The sequence below is a fragment of the Lactococcus petauri genome, from assembly GCF_023499275.1.
Taxonomy (GTDB): domain Bacteria; phylum Bacillota; class Bacilli; order Lactobacillales; family Streptococcaceae; genus Lactococcus; species Lactococcus petauri.
The window spans coordinates 1,412,641-1,436,798 of the sequence record NZ_CP094882.1 but is presented as its reverse complement, the minus strand read 5'-3'; the positions used below and the strand labels follow the sequence as shown (position 1 = coordinate 1,436,798).

The 24,158-nt window shown below is 38.4% G+C and carries 22 protein-coding genes; 21 read left to right on the top strand and 1 reads right to left on the bottom strand.

Features of this window, described 5'->3' with window-relative positions; all coding sequences use genetic code 11:
• Nucleotides 1-4 precede the first annotated feature (4 nt).
• Together lgb_RS06975 and lgb_RS06970 are read left to right on the top strand one after the other, a co-directional pair.
• On the top strand, nucleotides 5-934 hold the full coding sequence (locus tag lgb_RS06975) for a DHH family phosphoesterase (RefSeq protein ID WP_019293211.1): 930 nt from the start codon (nucleotides 5-7) through the stop codon (nucleotides 932-934).
• A gap of 173 nt (nucleotides 935-1,107) precedes the next feature.
• On the top strand, nucleotides 1,108-2,679 hold the full coding sequence (locus lgb_RS06970; protein ID WP_019293210.1) for a zinc ABC transporter substrate-binding protein AdcA: 1,572 nt from the start codon (nucleotides 1,108-1,110) through the stop codon (nucleotides 2,677-2,679).
• A gap of 61 nt (nucleotides 2,680-2,740) precedes the next feature.
• On the opposite strand, the gene lgb_RS06965 is transcribed toward lgb_RS06970, so the two are convergent.
• On the bottom strand, nucleotides 2,741-3,706 hold the full coding sequence (locus lgb_RS06965) for an asparaginase (protein ID WP_019293209.1): 966 nt from the start codon (nucleotides 3,704-3,706) through the stop codon (nucleotides 2,741-2,743).
• Between the two features lie 261 nt (nucleotides 3,707-3,967).
• Here lgb_RS06965 and lgb_RS06960 point away from each other — a divergent pair, with 261 nt between their 5' ends.
• The 19 genes from lgb_RS06960 (at nucleotide 3,968) to nox (ending at nucleotide 24,009) form a co-directional block, all read left to right on the top strand.
• Nucleotides 3,968-5,374 carry a Cof-type HAD-IIB family hydrolase gene (locus lgb_RS06960; RefSeq protein WP_029343385.1) on the top strand — a complete coding sequence of 469 codons (1,407 nt, stop codon included), beginning with the start codon at nucleotides 3,968-3,970 and terminating at the stop codon, nucleotides 5,372-5,374.
• A gap of 117 nt (nucleotides 5,375-5,491) precedes the next feature.
• Nucleotides 5,492-6,151 (top strand): HAD family hydrolase, encoded by a 660-nt coding sequence (locus lgb_RS06955; RefSeq protein WP_019293207.1) that lies wholly within the window; start codon nucleotides 5,492-5,494, stop codon nucleotides 6,149-6,151.
• Nucleotides 6,152-6,211: 60 nt separating this feature from the next.
• On the top strand, nucleotides 6,212-8,179 hold the full coding sequence (locus lgb_RS06950) for a GGDEF domain-containing protein (protein WP_019293206.1): 1,968 nt from the start codon (nucleotides 6,212-6,214) through the stop codon (nucleotides 8,177-8,179).
• Nucleotides 8,176-8,628, top strand: coding sequence for a 50S ribosomal protein L9 (gene rplI, locus lgb_RS06945; protein WP_014024508.1), 453 nt, complete (start codon nucleotides 8,176-8,178; stop codon nucleotides 8,626-8,628). Before lgb_RS06950 ends, rplI begins: the two co-directional genes overlap by 4 nt.
• 1 nt (nucleotide 8,629) lies before the next feature.
• Complete coding sequence (gene dnaB, locus lgb_RS06940; protein WP_019293205.1) at nucleotides 8,630-10,006, top strand: replicative DNA helicase; 1,377 nt, start codon at nucleotides 8,630-8,632, stop codon at nucleotides 10,004-10,006.
• A 108-nt stretch (nucleotides 10,007-10,114) separates the two neighbouring features.
• Nucleotides 10,115-10,378 (top strand): Veg family protein, encoded by a 264-nt coding sequence (locus lgb_RS06935; RefSeq protein ID WP_003134126.1) that lies wholly within the window; start codon nucleotides 10,115-10,117, stop codon nucleotides 10,376-10,378.
• Between the two features lie 164 nt (nucleotides 10,379-10,542).
• Nucleotides 10,543-11,316, top strand: a complete 774-nt coding sequence (locus lgb_RS06930) for a phosphotransferase family protein (RefSeq protein ID WP_019293204.1) — start codon at nucleotides 10,543-10,545, stop codon at nucleotides 11,314-11,316.
• Between the two features lie 60 nt (nucleotides 11,317-11,376).
• Nucleotides 11,377-12,030, top strand: coding sequence for a tRNA (guanosine(46)-N7)-methyltransferase TrmB (gene trmB, locus lgb_RS06925; protein WP_019293203.1), 654 nt, complete (start codon nucleotides 11,377-11,379; stop codon nucleotides 12,028-12,030).
• A 3-nt stretch (nucleotides 12,031-12,033) separates the two neighbouring features.
• On the top strand, nucleotides 12,034-12,483 hold the full coding sequence (gene nrdR / locus lgb_RS06920) for a transcriptional regulator NrdR (RefSeq protein ID WP_003134132.1): 450 nt from the start codon (nucleotides 12,034-12,036) through the stop codon (nucleotides 12,481-12,483).
• A 33-nt stretch (nucleotides 12,484-12,516) separates the two neighbouring features.
• Nucleotides 12,517-13,680 carry a DnaD domain protein gene (locus lgb_RS06915; RefSeq protein ID WP_019293202.1) on the top strand — a complete coding sequence of 388 codons (1,164 nt, stop codon included), beginning with the start codon at nucleotides 12,517-12,519 and terminating at the stop codon, nucleotides 13,678-13,680.
• A gap of 2 nt (nucleotides 13,681-13,682) precedes the next feature.
• Complete coding sequence (gene dnaI, locus lgb_RS06910; protein ID WP_019293201.1) at nucleotides 13,683-14,567, top strand: primosomal protein DnaI; 885 nt, start codon at nucleotides 13,683-13,685, stop codon at nucleotides 14,565-14,567.
• Nucleotides 14,560-15,276, top strand: coding sequence for an NADPH-dependent oxidoreductase (locus lgb_RS06905; RefSeq protein ID WP_019293200.1), 717 nt, complete (start codon nucleotides 14,560-14,562; stop codon nucleotides 15,274-15,276). Before dnaI ends, lgb_RS06905 begins: the two co-directional genes overlap by 8 nt.
• On the top strand, nucleotides 15,273-15,893 hold the full coding sequence (locus tag lgb_RS06900) for a pentapeptide repeat-containing protein (protein WP_019293199.1): 621 nt from the start codon (nucleotides 15,273-15,275) through the stop codon (nucleotides 15,891-15,893). The genes lgb_RS06905 and lgb_RS06900 overlap by 4 nt, the downstream gene beginning before the upstream one ends.
• A gap of 209 nt (nucleotides 15,894-16,102) precedes the next feature.
• On the top strand, nucleotides 16,103-18,040 hold the full coding sequence (locus lgb_RS06895; protein WP_019293198.1) for a BglG family transcription antiterminator: 1,938 nt from the start codon (nucleotides 16,103-16,105) through the stop codon (nucleotides 18,038-18,040).
• Nucleotide 18,041: 1 nt separating this feature from the next.
• Nucleotides 18,042-18,341 carry a PTS sugar transporter subunit IIB gene (locus lgb_RS06890; protein WP_019293197.1) on the top strand — a complete coding sequence of 100 codons (300 nt, stop codon included), beginning with the start codon at nucleotides 18,042-18,044 and terminating at the stop codon, nucleotides 18,339-18,341.
• Between the two features lie 51 nt (nucleotides 18,342-18,392).
• The gene (locus lgb_RS06885; protein WP_019293196.1) at nucleotides 18,393-19,760 is read left to right on the top strand and encodes a PTS ascorbate transporter subunit IIC; all 1,368 of its coding nucleotides are present in this window, start codon (nucleotides 18,393-18,395) and stop codon (nucleotides 19,758-19,760) included.
• Nucleotides 19,761-19,889: 129 nt separating this feature from the next.
• The gene (tkt, locus tag lgb_RS06880) at nucleotides 19,890-21,890 is read left to right on the top strand and encodes a transketolase (RefSeq protein WP_249663184.1); all 2,001 of its coding nucleotides are present in this window, start codon (nucleotides 19,890-19,892) and stop codon (nucleotides 21,888-21,890) included.
• 335 nt (nucleotides 21,891-22,225) lie between these two features.
• Nucleotides 22,226-22,441 carry a hypothetical protein gene (locus lgb_RS06875; RefSeq protein WP_019293194.1) on the top strand — a complete coding sequence of 72 codons (216 nt, stop codon included), beginning with the start codon at nucleotides 22,226-22,228 and terminating at the stop codon, nucleotides 22,439-22,441.
• A 230-nt stretch (nucleotides 22,442-22,671) separates the two neighbouring features.
• Complete coding sequence (gene nox / locus lgb_RS06870; RefSeq protein WP_019293193.1) at nucleotides 22,672-24,009, top strand: H2O-forming NADH oxidase; 1,338 nt, start codon at nucleotides 22,672-22,674, stop codon at nucleotides 24,007-24,009.
• Nucleotides 24,010-24,158: the final 149 nt, after the last annotated feature.

Here is a 24,158-nt window from a genome sequence, read left to right as displayed (position 1 = left end):
AATAATGAAAGAAATACTTACAAAAATCAAAGAATACGACACGATTCTCATTCATCGTCATAAAAATCCAGATCCAGATGCGCTAGGCTCTCAGTGCGGTTTACGTGCCATTTTAAGAGCAAATTTCCCAGAAAAGAAAATTTATGCTGTGGGTTATGATGAACCAACACTTACTTATTTGGCCGAGATGGATCAGGTGGAGCTGGAGTCGGGGACAAAATACCTTAGTATCATCTGTGATACAGCAAATACACCACGGATTGATGATGACAGATGGATGCAAGCAGACTATGTCATTAAAATAGACCACCATCCAAATGATGATGCTTACGGAGATTTACGTCTGGTTGAGCCAGATCGCAGTTCGGCTTCCGAGATTATCACGGATTTTGCATTGAACCATGGGCTAGCTTTGAATGAAGAAGCAGCGCGTCTTCTTTATGGAGGGATTGTTGGTGATACTGGACGTTTCCTATATCCGGCAACCTCAGCTCAAACCCTTTATTTAGCAAGTAAGCTTGCAGAGTTTGACTTTGACCGTCCAGCATTAGGGCGAGAAATGACCTCATTTGATATGAAAGTCGCGCGTTTGCAAGGATATGTTTACGAAAATCTTGAAATTTCCGAAAATGGTGCAGGACGTGTGCTTTTAAGTAAAGAGGTTTTGGAAAAATTCAATTTACGGGATGCCGAAACATCAAGTATCGTTGGCACCCCAGGAAGTATCCGCGATGTACAATCATGGGCGATTTTTGTGGAACAAGCAGACGGACACTATCGTGTTCGGATGCGTTCAAAAACTGTACCTATCAACGAAATTGCTAAAAAGCACGATGGAGGTGGACATGCTTTAGCTTCTGGCGCTAACTCATATTCTTTGGAAGAAAATGAGCAAATTTGGCAGGAGTTGCAAGATAATTTGGAGAAGAAATAGTAGAAGTACTTTGTTAAAAAATTTTTATAAAAAAAACAGCTGAAGGAAAAGGATTCTTCAGCTGTTTTTTTTTTAGCACAAAATTTAAAAATTAGTTAACTGGTTGACATAATGAAAAGAATAAGATATACTTAACCGGTAAACTAAAAAACGAACTAAAAAGGAGATTTTAGGTGGTAATATTTTATAAGGAAAAGAAAAAAAGAGCGTTTAATCATAAGAAAAAAATAGGAGTTGCTTTATTAGGAGTCGTATCACTAAGCTTGCTCACTGCTTGTCACACAACTCAAAATAAAGCCACAACAAACACAAATGGCGAAAAACTGTCTATTGTTACGAGCTTTTATCCCGTCTATGAATTTACAAAGAATATTGTGGGAGATGAAGGTGAAGTTAAGCTGCTAGTTCCGGCAGGGGCTGAGCCACATGATTATGAACCCTCAGCAAAAGATATGACAACAATTAGCAACTCAGATGTCTTTGTGTACCATAATGAAAATATGGAAACATGGGTCAATAAATCTAAAGCTTCATGGAAGAAGGATAACCCCAAAATTATTGAAGGAACTCAAGGACTTCTTTTACTTCCTGGAATGGAAGAAGAGCAGGAGCATAACCATGAGGAAGAAGGGCATCATCATGATTATGACCCACATACATGGTTATCTCCTAAAATGGCAATAAAAGAAGTTGAAGTGATTGAGAAGCAGCTGAAAAAACTATACCCACAAAAAGCTAAGACATTTGGAACTAATTCTGCAAAATATCTGAGTAAGTTAAAAAAATTGGATGAAAAATTTAGTTCAGAATTAAAAAATGCAAATCAGAAAAGCTTTGTAACCCAGCACGCAGCTTTTCGTTACTTAGCTCTAGACTATGGTTTAAAACAAATTCCCATATCAGGACTTAATCCTGAACAAGAACCTTCTGCCGCACGCTTAGCGGAATTAAAAAAATATGTAGAGAATAATGGCATAGAATATATTTATTTTGAAAATAATTCAAACAATAAATTCGCAAAAACTTTAGCGAGTGAAGCCAAAGTAAAAATGGCTGTTCTAAATCCATTAGAAAGTCTTACAGCAAAACAAATTAAGGAGGGGGAAAACTATATCTCTGTAATGGAGGAGAATTTGGAATCCCTTAAGAAAACGACCTCTGTTAAAGGTAAAGAAATAAAAGCAGAACACTCTCCTGAAAGTGAAAAAAATGTAGAAAATGGATATTTTTCGGATACTGATGTCAAAGATCGTTCATTGACTGACTACGCAGGAAATTGGCAGTCAGTGTACCCTTTGCTCCAAAATGGCACTTTAGATCAGGTGTTTGATTATAAATCAAAAATTAAGGGAGATAAGTCGCCTTCTGCATATAAGAAGTACTATGCAAAGGGATATGAGAGTGATGTGAGTAATATTTTGATTGATAGCCATACAATGACCTTTACGAAAAATAATGTAAAACATAAATATCACTATGAGTACAAAGGATTTAAAATTTTAAATTACGAAAAAGGTAATCGTGGAGTGAGGTATCTTTTTGAAACCGATGATAATAATGCTGGCGAGTTCAAATATGTACAGTTTAGTGATCATGCGATTTCACCGATGAAGGCAGCACATTTCCATATTTTTTATGGTTCAGACAGTCAGGAAAAAGTACTTGAGGAGCTTGAAAATTGGCCAACATTTTATCCAAGTGATTTATCGCCACAAGAAATAGCACAAGAAATGATTGCTCATTAAACTAAATATTTTGGAACTTAGATTGAGAAAAAAACAGCCGAGAACTTGTCTCGTCTGTTTTTTAATTTTCGACAAACTTCTTAAGTGCGTGCCCTTCCAAGCCACCATTCAAGCCAATCAAGAGTTTGATGCGTGCTTTTTGAGAATTTACTTCAGGTGCAAACATCACACCAGCTTCTGCCAGTTTAGAACCACCACCTTCATAGGCGTAGACTGGTTCCGCTATACCATTGAAACAACGGGAAACGAGTACCACAGGAATACCAAGCTTGATAATATTCATTAATTTTTGTGCGGCTGTAGGGGGGAGATTACCTGCCCCCAACGCTTCAATAACCAGGCCATCTAAACTACTCAAATCAAATAAGTCAAAGACTTCACCGGTCATTCCGGCATAAGCTTTAACAATCGGGACTTTTCCTTTAACAGAAGAAATATCAAGATGTTGATTTTCGCCATCAGTATGGAAATAGAAGAGTTTGTGCTTTGTGGCTAAGCCAACTGGTCCGTGCGTTGGTGTCTGGAAAGTCGAAACATTGGTCGTATGTGTTTTTGTTACATATCGTGCTGAATGAATTTCATCATTCATTACTACAAGAACACCGCGATCATGAGAAGCATCATCAGCAGCAACACGGAGTGCACTGAGGAAATTATAGATACCATCTGTTCCTAATTCGTTGCTTGAGCGCATTGCGCCTGTCAATACAATTGGCATACCACGTGGAATTGTTGAATCCAAAAAGAAGGCTGTTTCTTCAAGTGTATCCGTGCCGTGAGTGATGACAACACCGTCAAATTCTTCTTGGTCGAAAGCTCTGTTGATACGTTTTTTGATCAAGAGCATTTCTTTTGGGGTGATGTGCGGACTAGGAAGGTTAAAAATATCTTCAGCGACCATGTGAATCGAATCAAGGTGCATATCTACCGAATTCATAGGGTTAACCGCGTTTGGCGCCACGCGACCACTGGCATCTTCCGCCATAGAAATGGTCCCTCCAGTATGCAACACTAAAATCTTTTTCATTAGTCAATTTCCTTTCAAACGTCAATAAAGTAAATTTATTATAGCATATTATAGGAGGGAATAAACAGCGACAAAGCTAAGTCCTCAACCATTTAGAAAATAATTAAAAAGAGTAGCATTTTAAATTTTGGGAACAGCCATTATTCGTGGAATTTTGGAAAAAAACCTGTATAATTAATAGGATAAGAAAGCTTAACGACGGGGTGAATTTAGCCGATAAGCAATAAACACATGAAGAATTTATGAGTATAAGGCATGGAAATGGATATAAAAGCAGTATTTTTCGATTTAGACGGCACTCTTTTTACGGGGACAAGATCAGTGGCTCCGAGTACGCGCGTTGCTATCGATGAATTAAAACGTAAAGATATATTAGTCGGGATCGCTACAGGACGAGGCCCTGCTTTTGCTTTACCTTTGATGGAGGAACTTCATTTAGATTTTGCGGTAACTTATAATGGACAATACATCTTTACACCGAAAGCTGTTTTGCATGCAGAAGAGATTGATAAGAGGACCTTACGCAAAATCGTTCGTTTTGCCAAAGATAATCATCGAGATATCTCTTTAGGAGCAGCTCATGGTGTTAACGGCTCTAAACTTTTGAAATTTGGTGAAACACGGATGGCAGGGATTATTTCAGGTATTTTACCATCAGGCACTTCGGACATTGCGCGAAACAGTTTCAAGCATGTCGTACGTCGTGTGGTTCCACAGTCCAATTTTCTGAATATCTTGCGTGAGCCCATTTATCAAGTCATGATGGTCGCAACTCAATCAGAAACGGAAATGCTTGAAAAAGAATTTCCTAATTTGATGATTACACGCAGCAATCCCTACTCTGTGGATATGATTCCATGTGATTCTGGCAAGCTTCGTGGTATCAAGATGATTGGTGAGCGTTATGGTTTCAATGAACATCAAGTCATGGCCTTTGGTGATTCGGAAAATGATTTAGAAATGTTAACACATGTCGAATATGGTATCGCGATGGGTAATGCTTCTGACCTTGTGAAGCAAAAAGCGACACATGTCACGACAAGTAACAATCATGATGGGATTGCTAAGGCACTTGCGCATTATGGTCTGATTGATTTCTCAACCAGTAATAATTTTATTTCACGTGATCAAAACTTTAATAAAGTAAAAGAATTCCATAAAATGATGGACGGGCGAAGCCAAGAGATTCCGCGTGCTTTTCCACCGCTGGAAGCGGGTTATCGTGCCGGATTTAAGGTCGAAGAAATTGTGGAATTTCTCTATGCTTCAGCAAACGGGGATAGTGATAAGTTTGACGAACTGACAGCAAATCTCCATGCAGATGTGGATAAGGCAGTCCGCAAGGTTAAACACAAAGCAAAAGAAGAAGCGCCGCTGATTGGTGAAGTCGATGCATTGATTGATTTACTTTACTTTACTTATGGAAGTTTAGTGCTTGCTGGTGTTGATCCTTATGATATTTTCAACTTTGTCCATGCAGCAAATATGGGTAAAATTTTCCCAGATGGGCAACCGCATTTTGATCCAGAAACACATAAAATTTTGAAACCTGATGATTGGGAAGAAAAATATGCCCCGGAAGGAAAAATAGAGCGTGAGCTTGAAAGACAAAAGAGAATTGCCTTGCGAAAAGCGCGTGTGCGTGAAGAAGACAACAAGAAAAAATAAAAAAGAAATCGCTGTAAGGCGGTTTTTATGCTTTTCACATCCGAGTCACAAACTCCGCCCCAAAATATGTTATAATAAAGCAGATATAAGCAGACAATTAGGGAGTTTTAGGTGAAAATGAATAAGTTTAAAGCGGTAATTTTTGACATGGACGGTGTCCTCGTTGACACGGAACAATTCTATGCTCAAAGACGTGAAGAATTCTTTAGCAATCATAATATTTCAATTCAACATATGAAATACTCTGATTTTATTGGAGGAAACATGCGAGAAATCTGGCCGCAAATCTTAGGTGTAGATTTTGACCAAGACGAAGCAGCCAAGCTACACGCAGCATATTTAAAACTAAAAGACAATAATCCACTTCCTTACAAAGAATTGCTTTTCCCAGATGTTAAGGCCGTTTTAGAAGCCTTAGAAAAAGATAACTATAAAATTGGTTTAGCTTCAAGTTCGGCCATGCAAGATATTGACGAAATGCTTAATGTACATGGTTTACGTCCCTACTTTAAGTCGATTCTTTCTGGTAATGACTTGAAAGCAACCAAACCGCATCCAGAGATTTATCAGCTGAGCATGAAGGCGCTCAATGTAAAGCCTGAGGAAACCTTAATCATTGAGGATTCCGAAAAAGGTATTGCCGCAGGTAAGGCAGCTGGAGCTACAGTCTGGGCTATTGAAGATACGCGTTTTGGAATGAATCAGGCTGCAGCAGATGCATGGTTCCCCAATCTCACGGCTGTTAAAGAAAAGCTAGAAAGTCTTTCAACAAATTAACAGCCTTGCGCATTCAAAAATATAGCCAATGTGTAAATAGACGCATAAAAGGAGAAGGAAATGAAAAGTGTACAGAGATTTTCACCAATAACAATTGTGTTAGTCATGGTTATCGTGCAAGCTCTGGAAAGTTTCTTGCTTATCTTTTCGGGCTCACGAATGATGGCTGTGTTCTATCTGTTTTTGATGAACATCCTTATCACAGTCGGCATCTTACTTCAAGCTCGAAATTATCGTTTAAGAAGAGTGGAATTCATCAGAAAAATAAATGATGAAGCAGAAAACTCACTCAATGCAACCTTGGACAATATGCCTATCGGTGTCATTCGCTACAATAAAGAGACCTATGAACCGGAATGGTTCAATCCCTTTATCGATTTGATTTACCATGGGGATGATCGTGTCCTTGATAAAGAAGAAGTTAAGGCAATTATTCAAAAGTATCATGAAGAAAGAAACCAATTTTTCACGATTGAGAAGAAAAAATATTTTATCACCTTAGATGATGAAAAAAATCTTATTTATTTAGCAGATGCAACTTCTGAGGCTAACAGTCGTGAGAGCTTGCAGGAAAGTCGTGCTGTTATTGGAAGTATTTCGGTTGATAACTATGATGATGTCACCGATTTGATTGCGGACAGTGAACGGACCAAGGTTAATAGTTTGATTGCCAGCAATTTGGAAAGTTTCGCAAGCAAGTACGGTGTTTATTTACGTCGTGTATCAAGCAGCCGTTACTATTTCTTTTGTGATTATGGCATTTTGAACCGAATGATTGAGGATAAGTTTTCTTTACTGAAAGATTTTCGGAAAAATTCAGCTGAAAGCAAGATTCCCCTTACCTTATCTGTGGGGGTATCCTATGGCTGGAATGATTTCCCAAGTATTGGTAAAACCTCCCTCAACAATCTTGAGTTAGCTTTAGTTCGCGGTGGGGACCAAGCAGTCCTTCGGGAGAACACACCGCAAGCCAAAACAATTTATTTCGGTGGTAATTCTGAAAGCCGTACTCAAAAATCAAGAACGCGTGCGCGGGCCATCTCAACAGCTTTGCAAACTATCATTAGTGAAAGTGAAGATGTCTTTATCGTTGGGCATCGCTTCCCAGATATGGATGCCTTAGGGGCGGCAATTACGATGAAAAACTTTGTCAACATGTCAGGAAAAGAAGCTTATGTGGTTTATGATCCGGAGCAATTGATGCCAGAGGTGAGCCGAGCTATTGATCTAGCAAACGAAACTGAAGAAGGCTTCGCACATATTATTAAACTTGAAACAGCTTTTGATATGAAGACTGAAAACTCCTTGCTTATCATGGTTGATCACTCGAAGACGACACAAACACTCAGTCTTGATTTCTATAAGTCCTTTAGTAAACTGGTTGTTATTGACCACCATCGTCGGGATGATGATTTCCCTGAGCATGCCTTGCTTTCTTATATTGAATCAAGTGCAAGTTCAGCCAGTGAGTTAGCAGTCGAGCTTTTACAATTTCATGAATATAACTCGAAAATGACGGTAACTGATGCTAGTATTGCACTGGCTGGGATTGAGTTGGACACGAAACATTTCACCAAAGCAACAACTTCCCGTACTTTTGAAGTGGCTGCTTATCTACGCTCGCAAGGTGCTGACAATAACCTGATTAAAGGAATTTTGGCTACTGAGTTTGAAAAATATAAAAAAATTAATGAAATTATTCTCAACTCAGAATATGTTGCCCCAGGAGTTGTGGTTGCCTTAGGTAAACCCAACCAAAAATATGACAATGTTGCGACAGCTAAAGCTGCAGACACTCTGCTAGATATGGCAGATGTTCAAGCAGCATTCTCTATTACAAATCATCAAAATGGTTATATTTCCATCTCGGCGCGTTCATTTAAAGATTATAACGTTCAAACGATCATGGAAGCCATGGGAGGTGGCGGACACTTTAATGCCGCCGCAACACAAATATACGAACGAAATATCGATGAAGTCAAAAAGGACCTCATCGCATTAATTAAGGAAAGAGAGAACGAACAATGAAAGTAGTATTTTTAGCAGATGTAAAAGGACAAGGAAAAAAAGGCGAAATCAAAGAAGTACCAACAGGTTATGCAAATAACTTCCTCCTTAAGAAAAATTTAGCAAAAGTTGCAACAAGTGCTGCTGTGGCAGAACTTCAAGGTAAAACAAAAGCTAAAGAAAAAGAAGAAGCTGAAGAGCTCGCAGCAGCTAAAGCATTGAAAGAACGTCTTGAACAAGATGATGTAATGGTTGAAATCAAGATGAAGGTTGGAACGACAGGTCACACCTTCGGTGCTGTGGATAAAGCAGATATCGCGAAAGCACTTCAAAGTCAATTGGATGTTAAAGTAGACAAACGTAAAATTCAATTGATTAATAAGATTCAAGCGCTTGGAATTAAAGATGTTCCAATCAAATTGCACCGTGATGTAACAGCTACAGTCAAGGTCAAAGTAAGCGAGAGATAACATGCCTGATATTGATATTATCAAAGCACCACCACAAGATTTAGCCGCCGAACAAGCCGTTTTGGGGGCTATTTTCCTTGATAGTGACCGCTTGATTGAAGTGAAAGAATTTCTTTCTACGGATGACTTTTACAAAAACGCACACAAGATTATTTTCCGAGCCATGGAACACTTGTCGGACAATCGTGAAGCGATTGATGTGTTAACTGTCCGCTCGCTTTTAGAAAATCAAAACGACTTAGAGACTATCGGGGGCATTGCTTACATTGCTGAGCTTGCTACTGCAACACCAACGGCTGCTAATGCCTCCTATTACGCAAAAATTGTTGCTGAAAAATCTTTACTGCGTCAGTTGATTAATAAATTAACACAAAGTGTAGAGAAAGCTTATAGTCAGGAAGATCCAGCCGAGGATGTTCTTGCGGAAGCTGAAAAGTCATTGATTGATGTGCAGCAAGGGCGTAATACATCAAGCTTTCGTCGGATTTCAGACGTCTTGTCGATGAACCTAGACGATCTGGAAGAACGGGCTAAACAAAAATCAACGATTACAGGTATCGCGACAGGTTATCCGGCCTTGGATGCCATGACGACTGGTCTCCATGAGGAGGAACTTATTATTCTTGCTGCACGTCCAGCCGTGGGTAAGACTGCTTTTGCTTTAAATATTGCACAAAATATTGGGACAAAACAAGATAAAACGGTGGCTATCTTTTCATTGGAAATGGGTGCAGAAAGCCTTGTTAACCGGATGCTTGCAGCTGAAGGAACGATTGAATCGCATAACTTACGTACCGGTCAGCTTAATGACGAAGAGTGGAACCAGTATTTTATTGCTATGGGGACACTTTCGAAAGCAAGTATTTACATTGATGATACTCCAGGGATCAAGATTACAGAAATACGGGCACGCTCTCGTAAACTCGCACAGGAAACAGGCAATCTTGGCCTAATCGTTATTGATTATTTGCAGTTGATTTCGGGGACAGGACGAGAAAATCGCCAACAAGAAGTTTCAGAAATTTCACGTCAGTTGAAGATTCTGGCTAAAGAGTTAAAAGTTCCTGTCATTGCTTTGAGTCAGCTTTCACGTGGAGTAGAGCAACGTCAGGATAAGCGTCCTGTCTTATCAGACATTCGTGAATCTGGGTCAATTGAGCAAGATGCTGATATTGTCGCCTTTCTTTATCGGGACGATTATTATGACCGTGCCGGAGCAGATGACGAGGATGATGGCTTTAACGATGTCCCAGAAGTAGACAATAAAGTCGAAGTTATTATTGAAAAAAACCGTTCAGGAAGTCGGGGAACTGTCGAGTTACTTTTCCTGAAAGAATACAACAAATTTGCTAGTATCGATAACAGATATGAAGACTAGCATTTCTAGGGGTATTCATGTTATAATGTATAAGATTTAAAATTTAAAATGGTAAGCTAGGCGGAAAACGCCTGTCTTTGCATTTCTAGAGAAAAATTGGAGAGTAAAATGGATAACCAAAATCAAAGCCAAGAAGTAGGAAAAATCGTAGATATCAGAAAACAAGTTGAAGAACATGTTGGTCAAACCATTGAAATTACATCACAATTTGGACGTAAACGTGAAAATCGTCATAAAGTCAACTTGATTGAGACTTATGCCACACACTTTGTTATTGAAAATATTCCAGCACGTGGTCCAAAAACAACAGAGTCTTATCAATATGCTGACATCTTGACTCAAACAATTTTGATTCACTATCCAAATAAATAAATTGTTTATTTGTGAAATTTTCTAGTAGTGAGTGCTCATGTAACTAACTGCAACAATATCTAGTGTTTGCTTGGTCTTCTACGGAGCCGTTGCATTCACCAAATAGGGTTACATAAAAAGCTTCTCAAACATAAGAATATAAAAATCCAAAGAAAGGAGTAAATATGACATCTTCAAGCCTATCAATGATGCCTGTCAAAGGTGGTTCAGGAAATGCTTTTGTTGGCGAAAGCGACAATAAGCGTGTTTTTATTAAAAAAAATTGTAGCCCTTTTTTGACAAGTGTGTATCTTGAAGGTATTACGCCACAAGTCTTATGGACGAAGCGTACAGCAGAAGGTGACATGTTAGCTGCTCAACCTTGGATTAATGGCCATACGTTGAAACCATATGAAATGAATGATTCACGTATTGGTGAAATTTTGCGGCATTTGCATCAAAGCGAAAAGCTTATTGAAGCCTGTAAAAAGTTAGATAACGAGGTCATGCTTCCGGCTGATCTTTTGGAACAAGTACTGAGTAAAAGTTCAATCTTTGAAACCAATGGTTTTCTCTCAAATGTCGTTGTGGAACTCTCAGAAAATCTTCCAGAATTAAAGGAAGATGATATCACAGTTGTTCATGGTGATGTGAACCATAAAAACTGGTTGGTTGACGACGAAAGTGATAAAGTTTATCTCGTAGATTGGGATACTGTTCTTTTAAGTAGCCCTTTAGTGGATATAGCACATGTTCTAACACACTATATCAAACCAGAAAACTGGGAAGAGTGGCTCCATCAAGCAGGCTATAAAACAGCTAAAAATATAGAACATGAATTAATCTGGTATGGAAAACTTTCTTTCCTACGTCAGATTTCAGAATATATGGCAAGAGAGCAAATTAAGGAAACAGAGCAAGAAATTGCGCGTTTTCAAAATTTTTGCCGTTTATTTTAAAACTTAGAAAATAAAAATAGGAGGCTTGCCTTCTTATTTTTTCAAAAAATAGGAGAAAAAATGCGCGTAAGAAATCGTAAAGGCGCTGCGGAACACTTAGAAAGTAACGCACATGTTGTTGTAGAAAATCCAGCAGACTTTAAAGGACGTTGGGCAGAGCGTTTTGGAAATGATCATCCCATTCATATTGAAGTTGGATGTGGTAAGGGCGGTTTTATCACAGGCATGGCTGCTCAAAACCCAGAGATTAATTATATTGCGATTGATATGCAACTATCCGTCTTATCTCACGCTTTAGACAAGGCTTTGGAAGCCAACCTACCTAATGTACAAATGATGTTGGTTGATGGCGCAGCATTAACCGAATACTTCGAGGATGCTGAAGTTTCGCGTGTTTATCTGAACTTCAGTGATCCGTGGCCAAAAACACGTCATGAAAAACGCCGTTTGACTTATAAGTCATTTTTAGAAACTTATGAACAAATCCTGCCACCAGAAGGTGAAGTCCACTTTAAAACAGATAACCGTGGTCTATTTGAATATTCATTGGCAAGTATGAGTCAATATGGTATGATTTTAGAAAAAGTCTGGTTAGACTTGCACGCAGATGAAGAATTTGCCAAAGTCAATGTAATGACAGAGTATGAAGCAAAATTCTCAAGCAAGGGGCAAGTGATTTACCGTTTAGAAGCAAAATTCCCAAAGAGAGGTTAAGCTATGAGATGTCCAAAATGCCAATCTGAATCGTCACGAGTAGTAGATTCACGTCAAGCTGATAATATGATTCGTCGTCGACGTGAATGTGAAAATTGTGGAAACCGTTTCACAACTTTTGAGCGGATTGAAGAAATGCCACTTTTGGTCATAAAACGTGACGAAACCCGTGAAGTTTTTAATCGTGATAAAATTATTACTGGAATAGTGCGCAGTGCCCGTAAGCGACCAGTGACAAGTGAATCTATTGAAAAATTGGTTGATCGTGTCGAACAGAGAGTACGCCGCTTAGAGAAAAATGAAGTACGTACCGAAGTTATCGGCGAATTTGTTATGGAAGAATTAATGGATTTGGATGATATTACCTATGTTCGTTTTGCAAGTGTGTACCGTTCCTTCAAAGATGTGAGTGAAATCGAAGATTTACTTAAAAAGATTACGAAAAAAGACTAACGGTTCTATAAAAGAGAAATAAAAGGATGAACTATGAGACCAGGCGATTCATTTTCTATTCTAAATCGAGGAAAAATCAGCTTTGATGCTGATACTTTTTCGCTACTTTACTTGCCCATTATTGGGCGAGATGCTTTTGGGCTTTATCAACTCTTGCGCGTTTTTTCGACGGGCAAGATTTCTCATTTTTTAGAGTATCTTGATTTTGGTCTCAATCCTTTTATTGAAGCTTTAGATAAACTTTCAGGGATTGGGCTCGTGCGGGTATTTGACCAACAACCGGGCTATCTTATGGAGGTAAAAAGTCCTTTAACTTTTGAAGAATTTTTAGCAGACGAATTTTATAAGCAATTATTGATTTCACGTATTGGGGAAAATAAAGTTAAAGCTTTGGCAAAAAAACATGAACCGGATGCTTTGGAAATTACAAAAAAATTTCATGAAGTTTATGCTGTGAAATTTGAACCGACTCAGACAGTCGTTCAAGCAGAAAAATTTGACTTGAACTCTTTTAAGAGTATTATGGAAAACCAACATTTGACTTTTGCAAATGAAAATCAGGATATCTTGACCCTCTATGGTTTGGCGGAAAAATTTGATCTTAACTGGTATGAATTATTTAAAGCAGCTGAGCAAACTGCCAATGCTGATAAGACTTTAAATACAGCTAACTTAACAAGAATGCTTGCTGGGAAATCGGAACCTTTGCCTGCCTTATCGGAATTTCCTAAAGGTTTTCAAGATTTGATTGTTATTAGTAAAGAAGTTTCCCCGCGTGATTTTTTAAACAAGCTTAAACAACAAGCTGGTGGTTTTGCTTCGCAAGAAGAACTGAAGATTTTGAATAATTTAGACAAGCAAAATATTACTGATCAAGTACAAAATATTTTGATACACTATGTCTTGATTCAACAAGGGAATGCGAGTCTCAATGCTCGATTTGTCAATACTCTGGCAAATGATTGGCTGCGCCATAAAGTATACAATGCGGAAACCGCAGTGAAAAGAATACTGGAGCGTCAGCAGCAAGCAGAACAAAAGCAAAAAAGTAATAATAATTATAAAAACTCAGGTAAGCTGGTCAAAAAAGCGCCTCAATGGTCCAATGCCAGCTATGTAAACACGACCAGTGCAGAAGATATTGCCAAGTTCGAGCAATATAAGGCTTCCCGCCGTAAGGATAAGAAGGAGAATTGAGCATGGAATCAATTGGAGAACTTTTGAGTAAGCGCCCAGATGTACGTGGAAATTTTGACAAGCTCGTTGCTGAAGTGATGAAAAATGAACAAGTTCAAGCTTTTATTTCTGAAAATCAAATGACTGAAGATGAAGTACAGCGTAGTTATTCAAAGTTTTATGAATTTGTTAAAGAGCGAAAAAAATTTGAAGAACATGAAAAAAGGGCAGCTGATGGCTATGAACCTGTCTTGATTATGAATCATGGTTACGCAGATGTTTCCTATCAAACCACAGCAGAATTAGCTCATCGTCAAGAAATCAGCAATCAATTGCGTCGTGTTCAAATCATTGGTTTACCTAAAGAGATGAAGCAAATAGATTTTTATGCAGATGTCTTCACAGACAATCAAAATCAATTTGACTTGTTTCGGAAAGTGGAAAACTTTATCGACAACTTTCCCCAGGAAAAAGGGATTTATATTTATGGTGACTTTGGCGTAGGGAAGTCCTTTATTATGGCCGCAATGGCAAATGAGCTCTCGAAAAAAGGCATTTCCACTACTTTATTACACTATCCAACCTTTATTTCTGACCTTGATTTTGACAATGCGAAATATTGGGTCAATGAAATTAAAAAAGTTGAAGTCTTGGTTTTAGATGATATTGGTGCCGAACTCAATAATGCCTGGGTACGCGATAGTATTCTGCAAGTTATTTTACAGCATCGTATGCAAGAAAATCTTCCGACATTTTTCACATCAAATTTAAATATGACAGAGCTTGAGTTACATTTGGCTGAGACTAAAAAAGCAGATGAAATCTGGCCAGCAAAACGTGTCATGGAGCGTGTGAAGTATTTAGCGTCTGAAGTTCGTTTAGAAGGAGTAAATCGCCGACATGAATGAGACAATTGATCTGATGATGCAACATAGTTCAGTACGTAATTTTACGGATGAAAAAATTCCAGAACATGTATTAAAAACGATTGTTGATGCGGGACGTGCAGCACCAAACTGGAAAAACTTTCAATCTTATTCGGTGATTCTTGTGCAATCTCAGGAACAAAAAGATGCTATTTTTGCCCAACAGCCCCAAAAAGCAATTAAAAATTGTGCTGCTTTTTTGGTTTTTGTTGGAGATCTTAATCGAGCTAAAATAGCAGTCGAAATGAACGGTGGTGAGTTTCAACCAGAAGGTGTAGAATCGCTTCTTATTACTTCAGTCGATGCTGCAGTAGCTGGTCAAAATACATTACTTGCTGCTCAGTCTCTTGGTTATGGCGGTGTAATGGTCGGTTTAATTCGTGATCAAGCACGAGAAATTTCTGAGATATTAAACTTGCCTGATTACACTTATCCGATTTTTGCTGTGGCTCTTGGAAAACCTGCACGTGTAAATCCAGTAAAACCTAGATTACCTTATGAAGCTGTTGTATTTCCTGAGAAGTATATTCCACAAGATGAAGAAGTACTGCGCGCCTATGATAAAGTTCAAGATGATTATGCTGGTTCACGTCGTCTCAATTCCACATGGTCAAGTCGAATGGTTGATCAATGGGGAAAACCAGAGCTAAAAGCTTCAACAGAGAATCTTAAAGAAAAAGGACTTTTATGAAGAAAATTCTTTCACCAAAGCTTCCTACTGAGTTAGAAGTTGTCGATTTTACTGCCCTTGAAGATAATGAAGCCTACCAAGTAGAGTTGAAAAATCAAGAAATCTATTTAGAGGAACGACAACTTTTCAGTGGCTGTCGTCTACAAAATATCAATTTTGAGTTAGATGTGACTGCCGATTTAGAATTTACGGATTGTGTTTTTGAAAAGTGTGATTTTTCTAACCTTATCTTTTCTAAATTTGGCTTTTATCGTTGTATTTTTAAAGATTGTAAATTGCTAGGTACTGAATTTACTAATGCTTTTTTGCAGGATGTCCAATTTCAGGATTGTTTGCTTAATTACGTTAATTTTTCAAGTGCGCGCTTGAAGAATGTGCTCTTTGCAGACAGTATGATGAAAGAAAGTCTTTTTATTGCTAGTCAATTTAAGCAGGTACGCTTTGAAGGGAACGACTTGGAGCTTACGAATTTCTGGGAAACTACTTTATCTGGGATTGATTTTTCAAGTAACACCTTTGAGCGCCTTGACGTGAGTCCTGAACTGGCTAAAAACATTAAAGTTAATCTAAGTCAAGCAGCTTTTTTTGCTGCTTTACATGGAATTGAGATTGTCTAAGTCTTGGAAGATTCAAGACTTTTTATTTTAAAATAGCCTATCAGAATTGACCATTTAATTTAAAAACCGCTTTAGCTCAAAGCGGTTTTTAAATTAAAAAAATTTTTAAAGAAGAGTCCAATTACTAAAGAAAACGTTTTCTTATTTTGGACCCAACAGCTTAATTTCGAAGCAAAAATTAGGCTATAATTTAATTGTGAGGAAAAAAGATGCTTAGTTATAACTTAGATATCCTACTATTTTCAGAAAGACGTTTCTGGAAACTCGATAAAATACTCGAAGTTACTGGACTCAAAAGCCATGAATTTCAGAGACAACTCGTCGAATTAAATCAAATATTGCAAGATAAAAATCAAAGACCGCTAGAATTTACCAATAATGTATTAGCGATACCTGAAAAACTAGAAAGTTTCGAAGAAATCCGCTTTAATATCGAAGAATATGAACTAACATTGAGCGAAGAGAAGCGTCAACTCCTGATTTATTTACTTTGCTTTTCTAAACGTTCAGTATTAGCCATCAGTGATTTTCAGTCCCTTTTAAATGTAAGTCGAAATACTGTCTTATCTGATATTAAAAAGTTGCGTCAGCAGCTAGATAACGAAAACATACGTTTAGAATACTCACGCAAGTTAGGCTTTTACCTCCGAGGGACATCGAAAGAATTACGTAAAACGACCTGGCGTTTCTTACAAGAACTCCATGAAGAGAGTGATTACTATGTTTTGTCGAAGCATCTCAATCTTAAAAATCCCCTCTTTATACACCAAGTAGGACAGCAGATCAGTCGCTTAATTGCTGAATTAAGTGTACAGGTTATCCATAGTCGGTATCTTCCGATGCTGATATACCTTGCTTTACTTCAATCACATCTTGGAGAAACAGATCTATTTCAGGAAGATGTACTGGAAGTTGAAGCATTACTGATTGGCATGAGTGATGGCAACTTTGAAAAGTCTGGTTTTGATTTTCTTTATCGTATTGGCTTTGAGATTATGGAAAATGTAATGAAGCTTGCAGCGGTTCAGTTTGAAGATTTTACAAAAACCTTCGCTGCCTTACGTGCCCATCTGGTTCCTGCCTATTTTCGACTGAAATACCACTTCGAAATAGAGAATGTTCTTTTGGACAAAATAAAAACAGATTATTCCTCTCTGTTTGAATTAATGGACCTTGCTTTATCACCATTACACGAAGCTTGTGGAGAAATTTCCGAAGCGGAACGCGCCTACTTTGTCATTCTCTTTGGTGGAGAAATTTATAAAAAAAAGTATACACAAAGTTTTCGTGCTATTGTCTTATGTGTAAACGGTATAAGCTCAAGTTTAATTATGCGTAAACGATTGGAAAATATGTTTCCCAGCATGACTTTTATCCTGAGTACAGCCGTCTCTGATTTGGACAAAATTCCTGCTTTTTCTTATGATATTATCTTTTCGACAGTACCTGTGATGACTGATAAAAAACTCTATGTTATGTCAGCTTTTCCAAACAGTGAAGAAGAGACAAGACTTCACAATCGCTTAGCACAAGATTTTAATTTACCTGGCTTTTATAAACCAAATGCTAGAGCTATCTTACGTGCTATTGAACCTTATGTCGACATTAAAAATAATGCGACCAAGAAGCAACTGACACGGATTATTGACCGCAAGCTAAACAACAAAAAGACAGAAAGTGAGGCATTAGGTGTAATGCTTTCAGATTTATTAACTAAAGAAAAGATTCATTTTACAGATGAGAAACTTGACTGGAGGAGCGCAATTGAGCTTGCAGCTCAGCCTTTATTGAATCAAGGAGAAATCGAACCCTCTTATATTTCAGCTATTATTAATCGTGTAGAGGAATTTGGCCCTTATATTGATTTAGGTATGGGCATTGCGTTGCCGCATGCGCGTCCTGAAGATGGGGTTAAAAAGCTCGGTATGTCATTTCTTAGATGTGAACAACCAGTATATCTTCAAGATGATCCCAAACATGAAATAAAGATTTTCATTGTCCTTGCAGCTATTGATAATGAAACGCATCTTCGCGCCTTATCTACTTTAACCCAAATATTATCAAATAAAGATGAACTCAACAAAATGCTAACTGTAGAAACAGTAGCAGAACTCGAACAAATTTTTGCAGAAAAAGAAGGAGAATAATATGAAAATCGCATGTGTATGTCAATCAGGATTAGGAACAAGTTTTATGGTACAAATGAATCTTCAAGCCCTTTTACAAGAAATGGGCTTAGATGTTAATGACTTTGAACTTGATCATATGGATGTGGGATCAGCTACACCAGATTCTGCGGATTATTTCTTTGTGGAGTCCACATTAACAACAGCTTTGCCTAATATTCCAACAGAAAAGATTGTACCATTGTCTTCAATTATTGATCGAGATGCTGCTCGTGAAGCACTGGTTAAAGTCTTAGATGAAAGAGGGATTGCCCACAACTAAGCAAAAAAAGTAATTAAAAAGAATCGAAAATAAACTTAGGAGAACAAAAAAATGAATGGAGTTTTAAACTTTATTGTCTCTGTTGCGACGACGCCTGCCCTACTTGTTGGTTTAATTGCCATGCTTGGACTAATCTTACAAAAGAAACCAGCAACAGCAGTTATTCAAGGGTCAGTGAAGACCTTTGCTGGATTCTTGGTCTTGGTTGGAGGAGCTGGTATCTTGGTGGGTGCGCTTGCACCTTTTGCCGATATGTTCCAACATGCCTTTCATGTGAAAGGTATTGTCCCAACCAATGAAGGTGTGGTTGCCTTAGCACTCGTTGAGTACGGGACACCGACGGCCTTGATTATGCTTGTCGGGATGATTGTGAATATTCTACTTGCTCGCTTTACACGATTTAAATACATCTTCTTGACAGGTCAAGCCATGCTCTATGTTTCTTGTATGGCGGCGGTGATTCTTGTTTCTGCCGGAATGGGCGAAACTTGGATAACCATTCTTCTTGGCGGTATCTTTGAAGGAACGCTTTTAACAGTCACACCTGCTATTTGTCAGCCATTTATGCGTAAAATCACAGGAACTGATAATGTAGCGATGGGACACACAGGTAATATTGGATATGCTCTTGCAGGATGGCTCGGTAAAACTTTTGGTGATCCTGATCCTGAAAAATCAACAGAAAAGTTGAACATTCCTAAATCATTGGGCTTTTTACGAGATTCAACAGTATCCATTTCCTTACTGATGGCTGCAGTCTATATCCTTTTAGCCATAGCCGCAGGTCCATCTTATGTCGAAACAGAGCTTTCTAGCGGTACAAACTTTGTGATTTTCTCTCTTGTTCAAGCAGGAACTTTTGCAGCAGGATTTGTCGTTGTTCTACAAGGGGTGCGTATGATTTTAGCCGAAATCGTACCGGCTTTTCAAGGGATTGCCCAAAAATTGGTTCCCAACTCAAAACCGGCTTTGGATGTACCAATCGTCTTTCCTTATGCACCAAATGCGGTATTGATTGGTTTCTTCGTTTCATTTATCACAGGATGTTTATCGATGGTTGCGATGCTTGTTATGGGGACAACGGTTATCATTCCGGGTGTTGTCGGGCATTTCTTCTGCGGTGCAGCAGCAGCAATATTCGGTAATGCCAATGGCGGACGACGTGGAGCAGTGATTGGAGCAATTGCTAATGGGCTCCTCTTATCTTGGTTACCTCTTTTCATTATTCCATCTTTAGGTGCTTTCGGAGCAGATGCTTCAGCCACATTTGCGGATACAGATTACCTGATTCCAGGTATCATTGTTGGCCGAGTTGGTGAAATGGGATCTGGTGCAATTGCCACTCTGATCCTAGGATTTCTCGCTGTTGTCCTGATTCTTAGTGCAGTCTTAAATGCCAGAGATAAAGCCAAAGCTTAAGTCAATGTCAATGTTTACAAAAATCAGTTTTCGCTCAGGAAATCTGATTTTTTAGTAAGATGAAAATAAAAAACGTTTTCAATTATGTTATAATAAAATGTATTATCAAAAGATTAAATGGAGAAAAATATGTTTGACAACACCGATCAGTTAGCTGTAAATTCAATCCGTACTTTGTCAATGGATGCTATCCAAAAAGCAAATTCTGGACATCCAGGATTGCCAATGGGTGCGGCACCAATGGCTTATGTTCTTTGGAGCAAGTTTTTGAATGTGAACCCACAAACAGGGCGTAAATGGTCTAACCGCGACCGCTTTGTCCTCTCTGCAGGACATGGTTCGGCAATGCTTTACAGTCTTTTACACTTGGCAGGCTATAAAGTATCAATGGATGACTTGAAAAACTTCCGCCAATGGGGCTCAAAAACTCCAGGGCATCCTGAAGTAGACTGGACAGATGGTGTAGAAGCGACTACAGGTCCTTTAGGACAAGGTATCGCCAATGCTGTCGGTATGGCAATGGCCGAAGCTCATTTAGCTGCTACTTACAATAAACCAGATTTTGATATTGTAGATCACTATACTTATGCCTTAAATGGTGACGGTGACCTTATGGAAGGTGTTTCTCAAGAAGCAGCTTCACTCGCTGGTAAATTAAAACTCGGAAAACTTGTGCTTTTCTATGATTCAAATAATATCTCTCTTGATGGTGATTTGGATAAATCATTTATTGATGATATTAAAATGCGTTTTGAAAGCTACGGTTGGCAACATATCTTGGTTAAAGACGGCAACGATTTGACTGAAATTGCAGCAGCTGTAGAGCAAGCAAAAGCTGAAACTGAAAAACCAACAATTATTGAAGTTAAGACTGTTATTGGATTCGGTGCTGAAAAACAAGGCACTTCAGCAGTACACGGTGCTCCTCTTGGTGCAGAAGGCATAGAATTTGCGAAGAAAGCTTACGGCTGGGACTATCCAGAATTCACTGTTCCTGAAGAAGTGACTGAGCGTTTCCGTCAAACATTGAATACACGTGGCGAAGCTATGGAACAAGTATGGAATGATACTTTCAAGGCTTATGCTGAAAAATATCCAGAACTTGCTGAACAATATGTAAAAGCATTTGAAAATGAAACTCCTGAACTTGATTTAAGCAAGCATGAACTTGGTTCAAGCAAAGCTTCACGTGTAACTTCACAAGAAGCTATCCAAGAACTCTCAGCACAAATGCCAAACCTTTGGGGTGGCTCAGCTGACTTATCAGCATCAAACAATACAATGGCTAAAAATGATACAGACTTTATGCCGGATAACTATGCTGGTCGTAACATTTGGTTTGGTGTCCGTGAATTTGCGATGGGTGCAATTATGAACGGTATTGCCCTTCACGGCGGTACACGCGTTTATGGTGGTACATTCTTCGTCTTCAGTAATTACATGCTTCCAGCAGTACGTATGGCTGCACTTCAAGAATTGCCTATTACCTATGTTTGGACCCATGATTCAATCGCGGTTGGTGAAGATGGTCCAACACACGAGCCTGTTGAACAATTGGCTTCAGTACGTTCTATGCCAAACTTAGATACTATCCGCCCTGCAGATGGTAATGAAGTAGTTGCTGCATGGCGTCGTGCAGCTTCAAGCAAAAAACGTCCAACAGCGCTTGTTTTGACACGTCAAAACTTGCCAGTTCTTGAAGGAACAGCACAATTGGCTGAAGAAGGCCTCAATCGTGGTGCCTACATTCTCTCTAAAGAAGAAGGTGAACTTGAAGGAATTATCATCGCGACAGGTTCAGAAGTAGCACTTGCGCTTGAAGCTAAAAAAGAGTTAGGAAAAGGTGTACGTGTCGTTTCTATGCCTTCAATGAATATCTTTGACGAACAATCTGCAGAGTATAAAGAAGAAATTCTTCCGAAAAATGTCTGCTGCCGTTTGGCTGTCGAAGCAGGAACAAGCTTCGGCTGGGCGAAATATATTGGTTTAGCAGGAGCTACAGTCACAGTGGATAAATGGGGCGCTTCAGCACCTGCCAATATCGTTTTACCAGAATATGGCTTTACAGTAGAAAATGTTGTTAAAACATATAAAGAAATGAAAGACAACTGCCCTAAAGATTGCTGCTAATCGAAAATCATGCGGTAAAAAAGCTTTTGTTGCACTGAGACTTGCAGATTATGCTATAATAAGTTCATGCGATGAGTCGATCTTCTACTTTAGTAGATTATTGAAGCACAGGAGTTCTGGAACATTTGGTTGTTCGTGCAGGAAGCATGAGAACTTGTTAGCGCGTGTGAACCGCTCTGACACAATGAAAGTTGCCTGAAAGATCTCTCTTTTGAGAGGTCTTTTTTTTGTGAAATAAAGCGTGGAAAGACCAGTTGTTTCCTTTGGAATTAATGATATAATAGAGGGGTGTAAATCTATCTATTATATTTTAGGAGAGACTATTGAGCGTAATGATGTACAGCCTTTTTGATGTAGAGGGTAATGCAGAAGCGATAATATCTTATACAGAAAATGCGATGAAAAAAGAAGGAAAAACTTCAGAAGAAATAGAATTGTATAAATCTGAAGTTGAAAACAGTGATTATCCCGGACTTGTCAGTGTATCTGTGAGTATGTTGGATGAGTTGAATGGGATGCACACCCGCCAAGAAGTGAAACATATAGAGTGAGTAAAAAGTAGAGTATTTCAAAAATACTCGCTTTTTTGATAGAAAAATAATAATGTCCTGAAAGAATCTAAAATGTAGGAAAAATAAGGTTTCTAAGCCACTGAATTTGTGAAGTTTGTGAATTCACAAACTTCACAAGCGCTTACAAAAGAAATGCGAAAGAAGTGTGCTAAACTTATATTGTAAAAATATTTACAAGCTTTTACAATAAAAAAAGGAGATTTTCCAACATGAAAATCGTTATTATAGGCACAAATCACGCAGGTATTGCTGCGGCAAATACATTATTAGACAACTATCCTGGTCATGAAATTACCATGATAGACCGTAATAGTAATATGAGTTACTTGGGCTGTGGTACAGCTTTATGGGTGGGTCGTCAAATTGATCAACCGAATGAACTTTTCTATGCACGACCAGATGATTTTGAAGCAAAAGGTGCGAAGGTGTTGACTGAAACTGAAGTTTCGTCTATTGATTTCGAGCATAAAAAAGTGTATTCTACAACAAAATCTGGAGAAGAGCGTGTGGAAGATTATGACAAACTTATTCTTGCGATGGGTTCAAGACCAATCATTCCCAAAATTACAGGTAATGAATTAGAAGGTATTCATTTTCTCAAACTCTTTCAAGAAGGACAAGCAGTAGATGAGGAATTTGCTAAGGAAGAAGTGAAACGTATTGCAGTTATTGGGGCGGGCTACATCGGTACAGAAATAGCTGAAGCAGCAAAACGCCGTGGAAAAGAAGTTTTATTGTTTGATGCGGAAAGCACATCTTTAGCTTCATATTATGACGAGGACTTTGCGAAAGGAATGGACGAAAACCTTTCAAATCATGGAATAGAGCTTCATTTTGGTGAAACTGCTGAAGCTTTTAAAGGTACAAATGGTCGGGTTTCTCAAATTGTGACTAATAAAGAGACTTACGATGTGGATATGGTAATCAACTGTATCGGTTTTACAGCAAACAGCGCTCTTGTGGGAGACAAACTCGACACACTTCGAAATGGAGCAGTGAAGGTAGATAAACATCAACAGACAAGTAATCCCGATGTCTATGCAGTTGGAGATGTAGCAACGATTTATTCAAATGCTCTACAAGATTTTACATATATTGCTCTTGCTTCTAATGCGGTACGCTCAGGGATTGTCGCTGGACACAACATTGGCGGAACAGCCCTAGAATCAGCTGGTGTTCAAGGGTCAAATGGTATCTCAATCTTCGGCTATAATATGACTTCTACAGGTTTCTCTGTTAAGGCCGCTCAAAAATTTGGTTTAGATGTTGCTTATACTGATTTTGAAGATAAGCAAAAAGCTTGGTTCCTGCATGAAAATAATGATAGCGTGAAAATTCGTATTGTTTATGAAAAATCAAGCAGACGCATCGTAGGTGCGCAAATGGCGAGCTATGGGGAGATTATCGCGGGAAATATCAATATGTTCAGCTTGGCTATCCAAGATCAAAAAACAATTGATGAACTTGCGCTTCTCGATTTGTTCTTCTTGCCTCACTTTAACAGTCCTTATAACTATATGACTGTTGCTGCTTTGAAGGCTGAATAACATCAAAATGTAACGTTGACATTAAAGGATATGAGACATAAAAATCACTAAAATATACTTTAGTGATTTTTTGTTAAATTAAGTTACATTTGTGCAATATTGTCTAATGTTATATAATAGAAAAAATTGACGAGGTAAATGGAGGAGAC

Excerpts from the sequence above, each read along its gene's own strand:
- lgb_RS06975 (WP_019293211.1), top strand. The coding sequence starts at position 5 with ATGAAAGAAATACTTACAAAAATCAAAGAATACGACACGATTCTCATT.
- lgb_RS06965 (WP_019293209.1), bottom strand. The coding sequence starts at position 3,706 with ATGAAAAAGATTTTAGTGTTGCATACTGGAGGGACCATTTCTATGGCG.
- lgb_RS06960 (WP_029343385.1), top strand. The coding sequence starts at position 3,968 with ATGGATATAAAAGCAGTATTTTTCGATTTAGACGGCACTCTTTTTACG.
- lgb_RS06955 (WP_019293207.1), top strand. The coding sequence starts at position 5,492 with ATGAATAAGTTTAAAGCGGTAATTTTTGACATGGACGGTGTCCTCGTT.
- lgb_RS06950 (WP_019293206.1), top strand. The coding sequence starts at position 6,212 with ATGAAAAGTGTACAGAGATTTTCACCAATAACAATTGTGTTAGTCATG.
- rplI (WP_014024508.1), top strand. The coding sequence starts at position 8,176 with ATGAAAGTAGTATTTTTAGCAGATGTAAAAGGACAAGGAAAAAAAGGC.
- dnaB (WP_019293205.1), top strand. The coding sequence starts at position 8,630 with ATGCCTGATATTGATATTATCAAAGCACCACCACAAGATTTAGCCGCC.
- lgb_RS06935 (WP_003134126.1), top strand. The coding sequence starts at position 10,115 with ATGGATAACCAAAATCAAAGCCAAGAAGTAGGAAAAATCGTAGATATC.
- lgb_RS06930 (WP_019293204.1), top strand. The coding sequence starts at position 10,543 with ATGACATCTTCAAGCCTATCAATGATGCCTGTCAAAGGTGGTTCAGGA.
- trmB (WP_019293203.1), top strand. The coding sequence starts at position 11,377 with ATGCGCGTAAGAAATCGTAAAGGCGCTGCGGAACACTTAGAAAGTAAC.
- nrdR (WP_003134132.1), top strand. The coding sequence starts at position 12,034 with ATGAGATGTCCAAAATGCCAATCTGAATCGTCACGAGTAGTAGATTCA.
- lgb_RS06915 (WP_019293202.1), top strand. The coding sequence starts at position 12,517 with ATGAGACCAGGCGATTCATTTTCTATTCTAAATCGAGGAAAAATCAGC.
- dnaI (WP_019293201.1), top strand. The coding sequence starts at position 13,683 with ATGGAATCAATTGGAGAACTTTTGAGTAAGCGCCCAGATGTACGTGGA.
- lgb_RS06905 (WP_019293200.1), top strand. The coding sequence starts at position 14,560 with ATGAATGAGACAATTGATCTGATGATGCAACATAGTTCAGTACGTAAT.
- lgb_RS06900 (WP_019293199.1), top strand. The coding sequence starts at position 15,273 with ATGAAGAAAATTCTTTCACCAAAGCTTCCTACTGAGTTAGAAGTTGTC.
- lgb_RS06895 (WP_019293198.1), top strand. The coding sequence starts at position 16,103 with ATGCTTAGTTATAACTTAGATATCCTACTATTTTCAGAAAGACGTTTC.
- lgb_RS06890 (WP_019293197.1), top strand. The coding sequence starts at position 18,042 with ATGAAAATCGCATGTGTATGTCAATCAGGATTAGGAACAAGTTTTATG.
- lgb_RS06885 (WP_019293196.1), top strand. The coding sequence starts at position 18,393 with ATGAATGGAGTTTTAAACTTTATTGTCTCTGTTGCGACGACGCCTGCC.
- tkt (WP_249663184.1), top strand. The coding sequence starts at position 19,890 with ATGTTTGACAACACCGATCAGTTAGCTGTAAATTCAATCCGTACTTTG.
- lgb_RS06875 (WP_019293194.1), top strand. The coding sequence starts at position 22,226 with ATGTACAGCCTTTTTGATGTAGAGGGTAATGCAGAAGCGATAATATCT.
- nox (WP_019293193.1), top strand. The coding sequence starts at position 22,672 with ATGAAAATCGTTATTATAGGCACAAATCACGCAGGTATTGCTGCGGCA.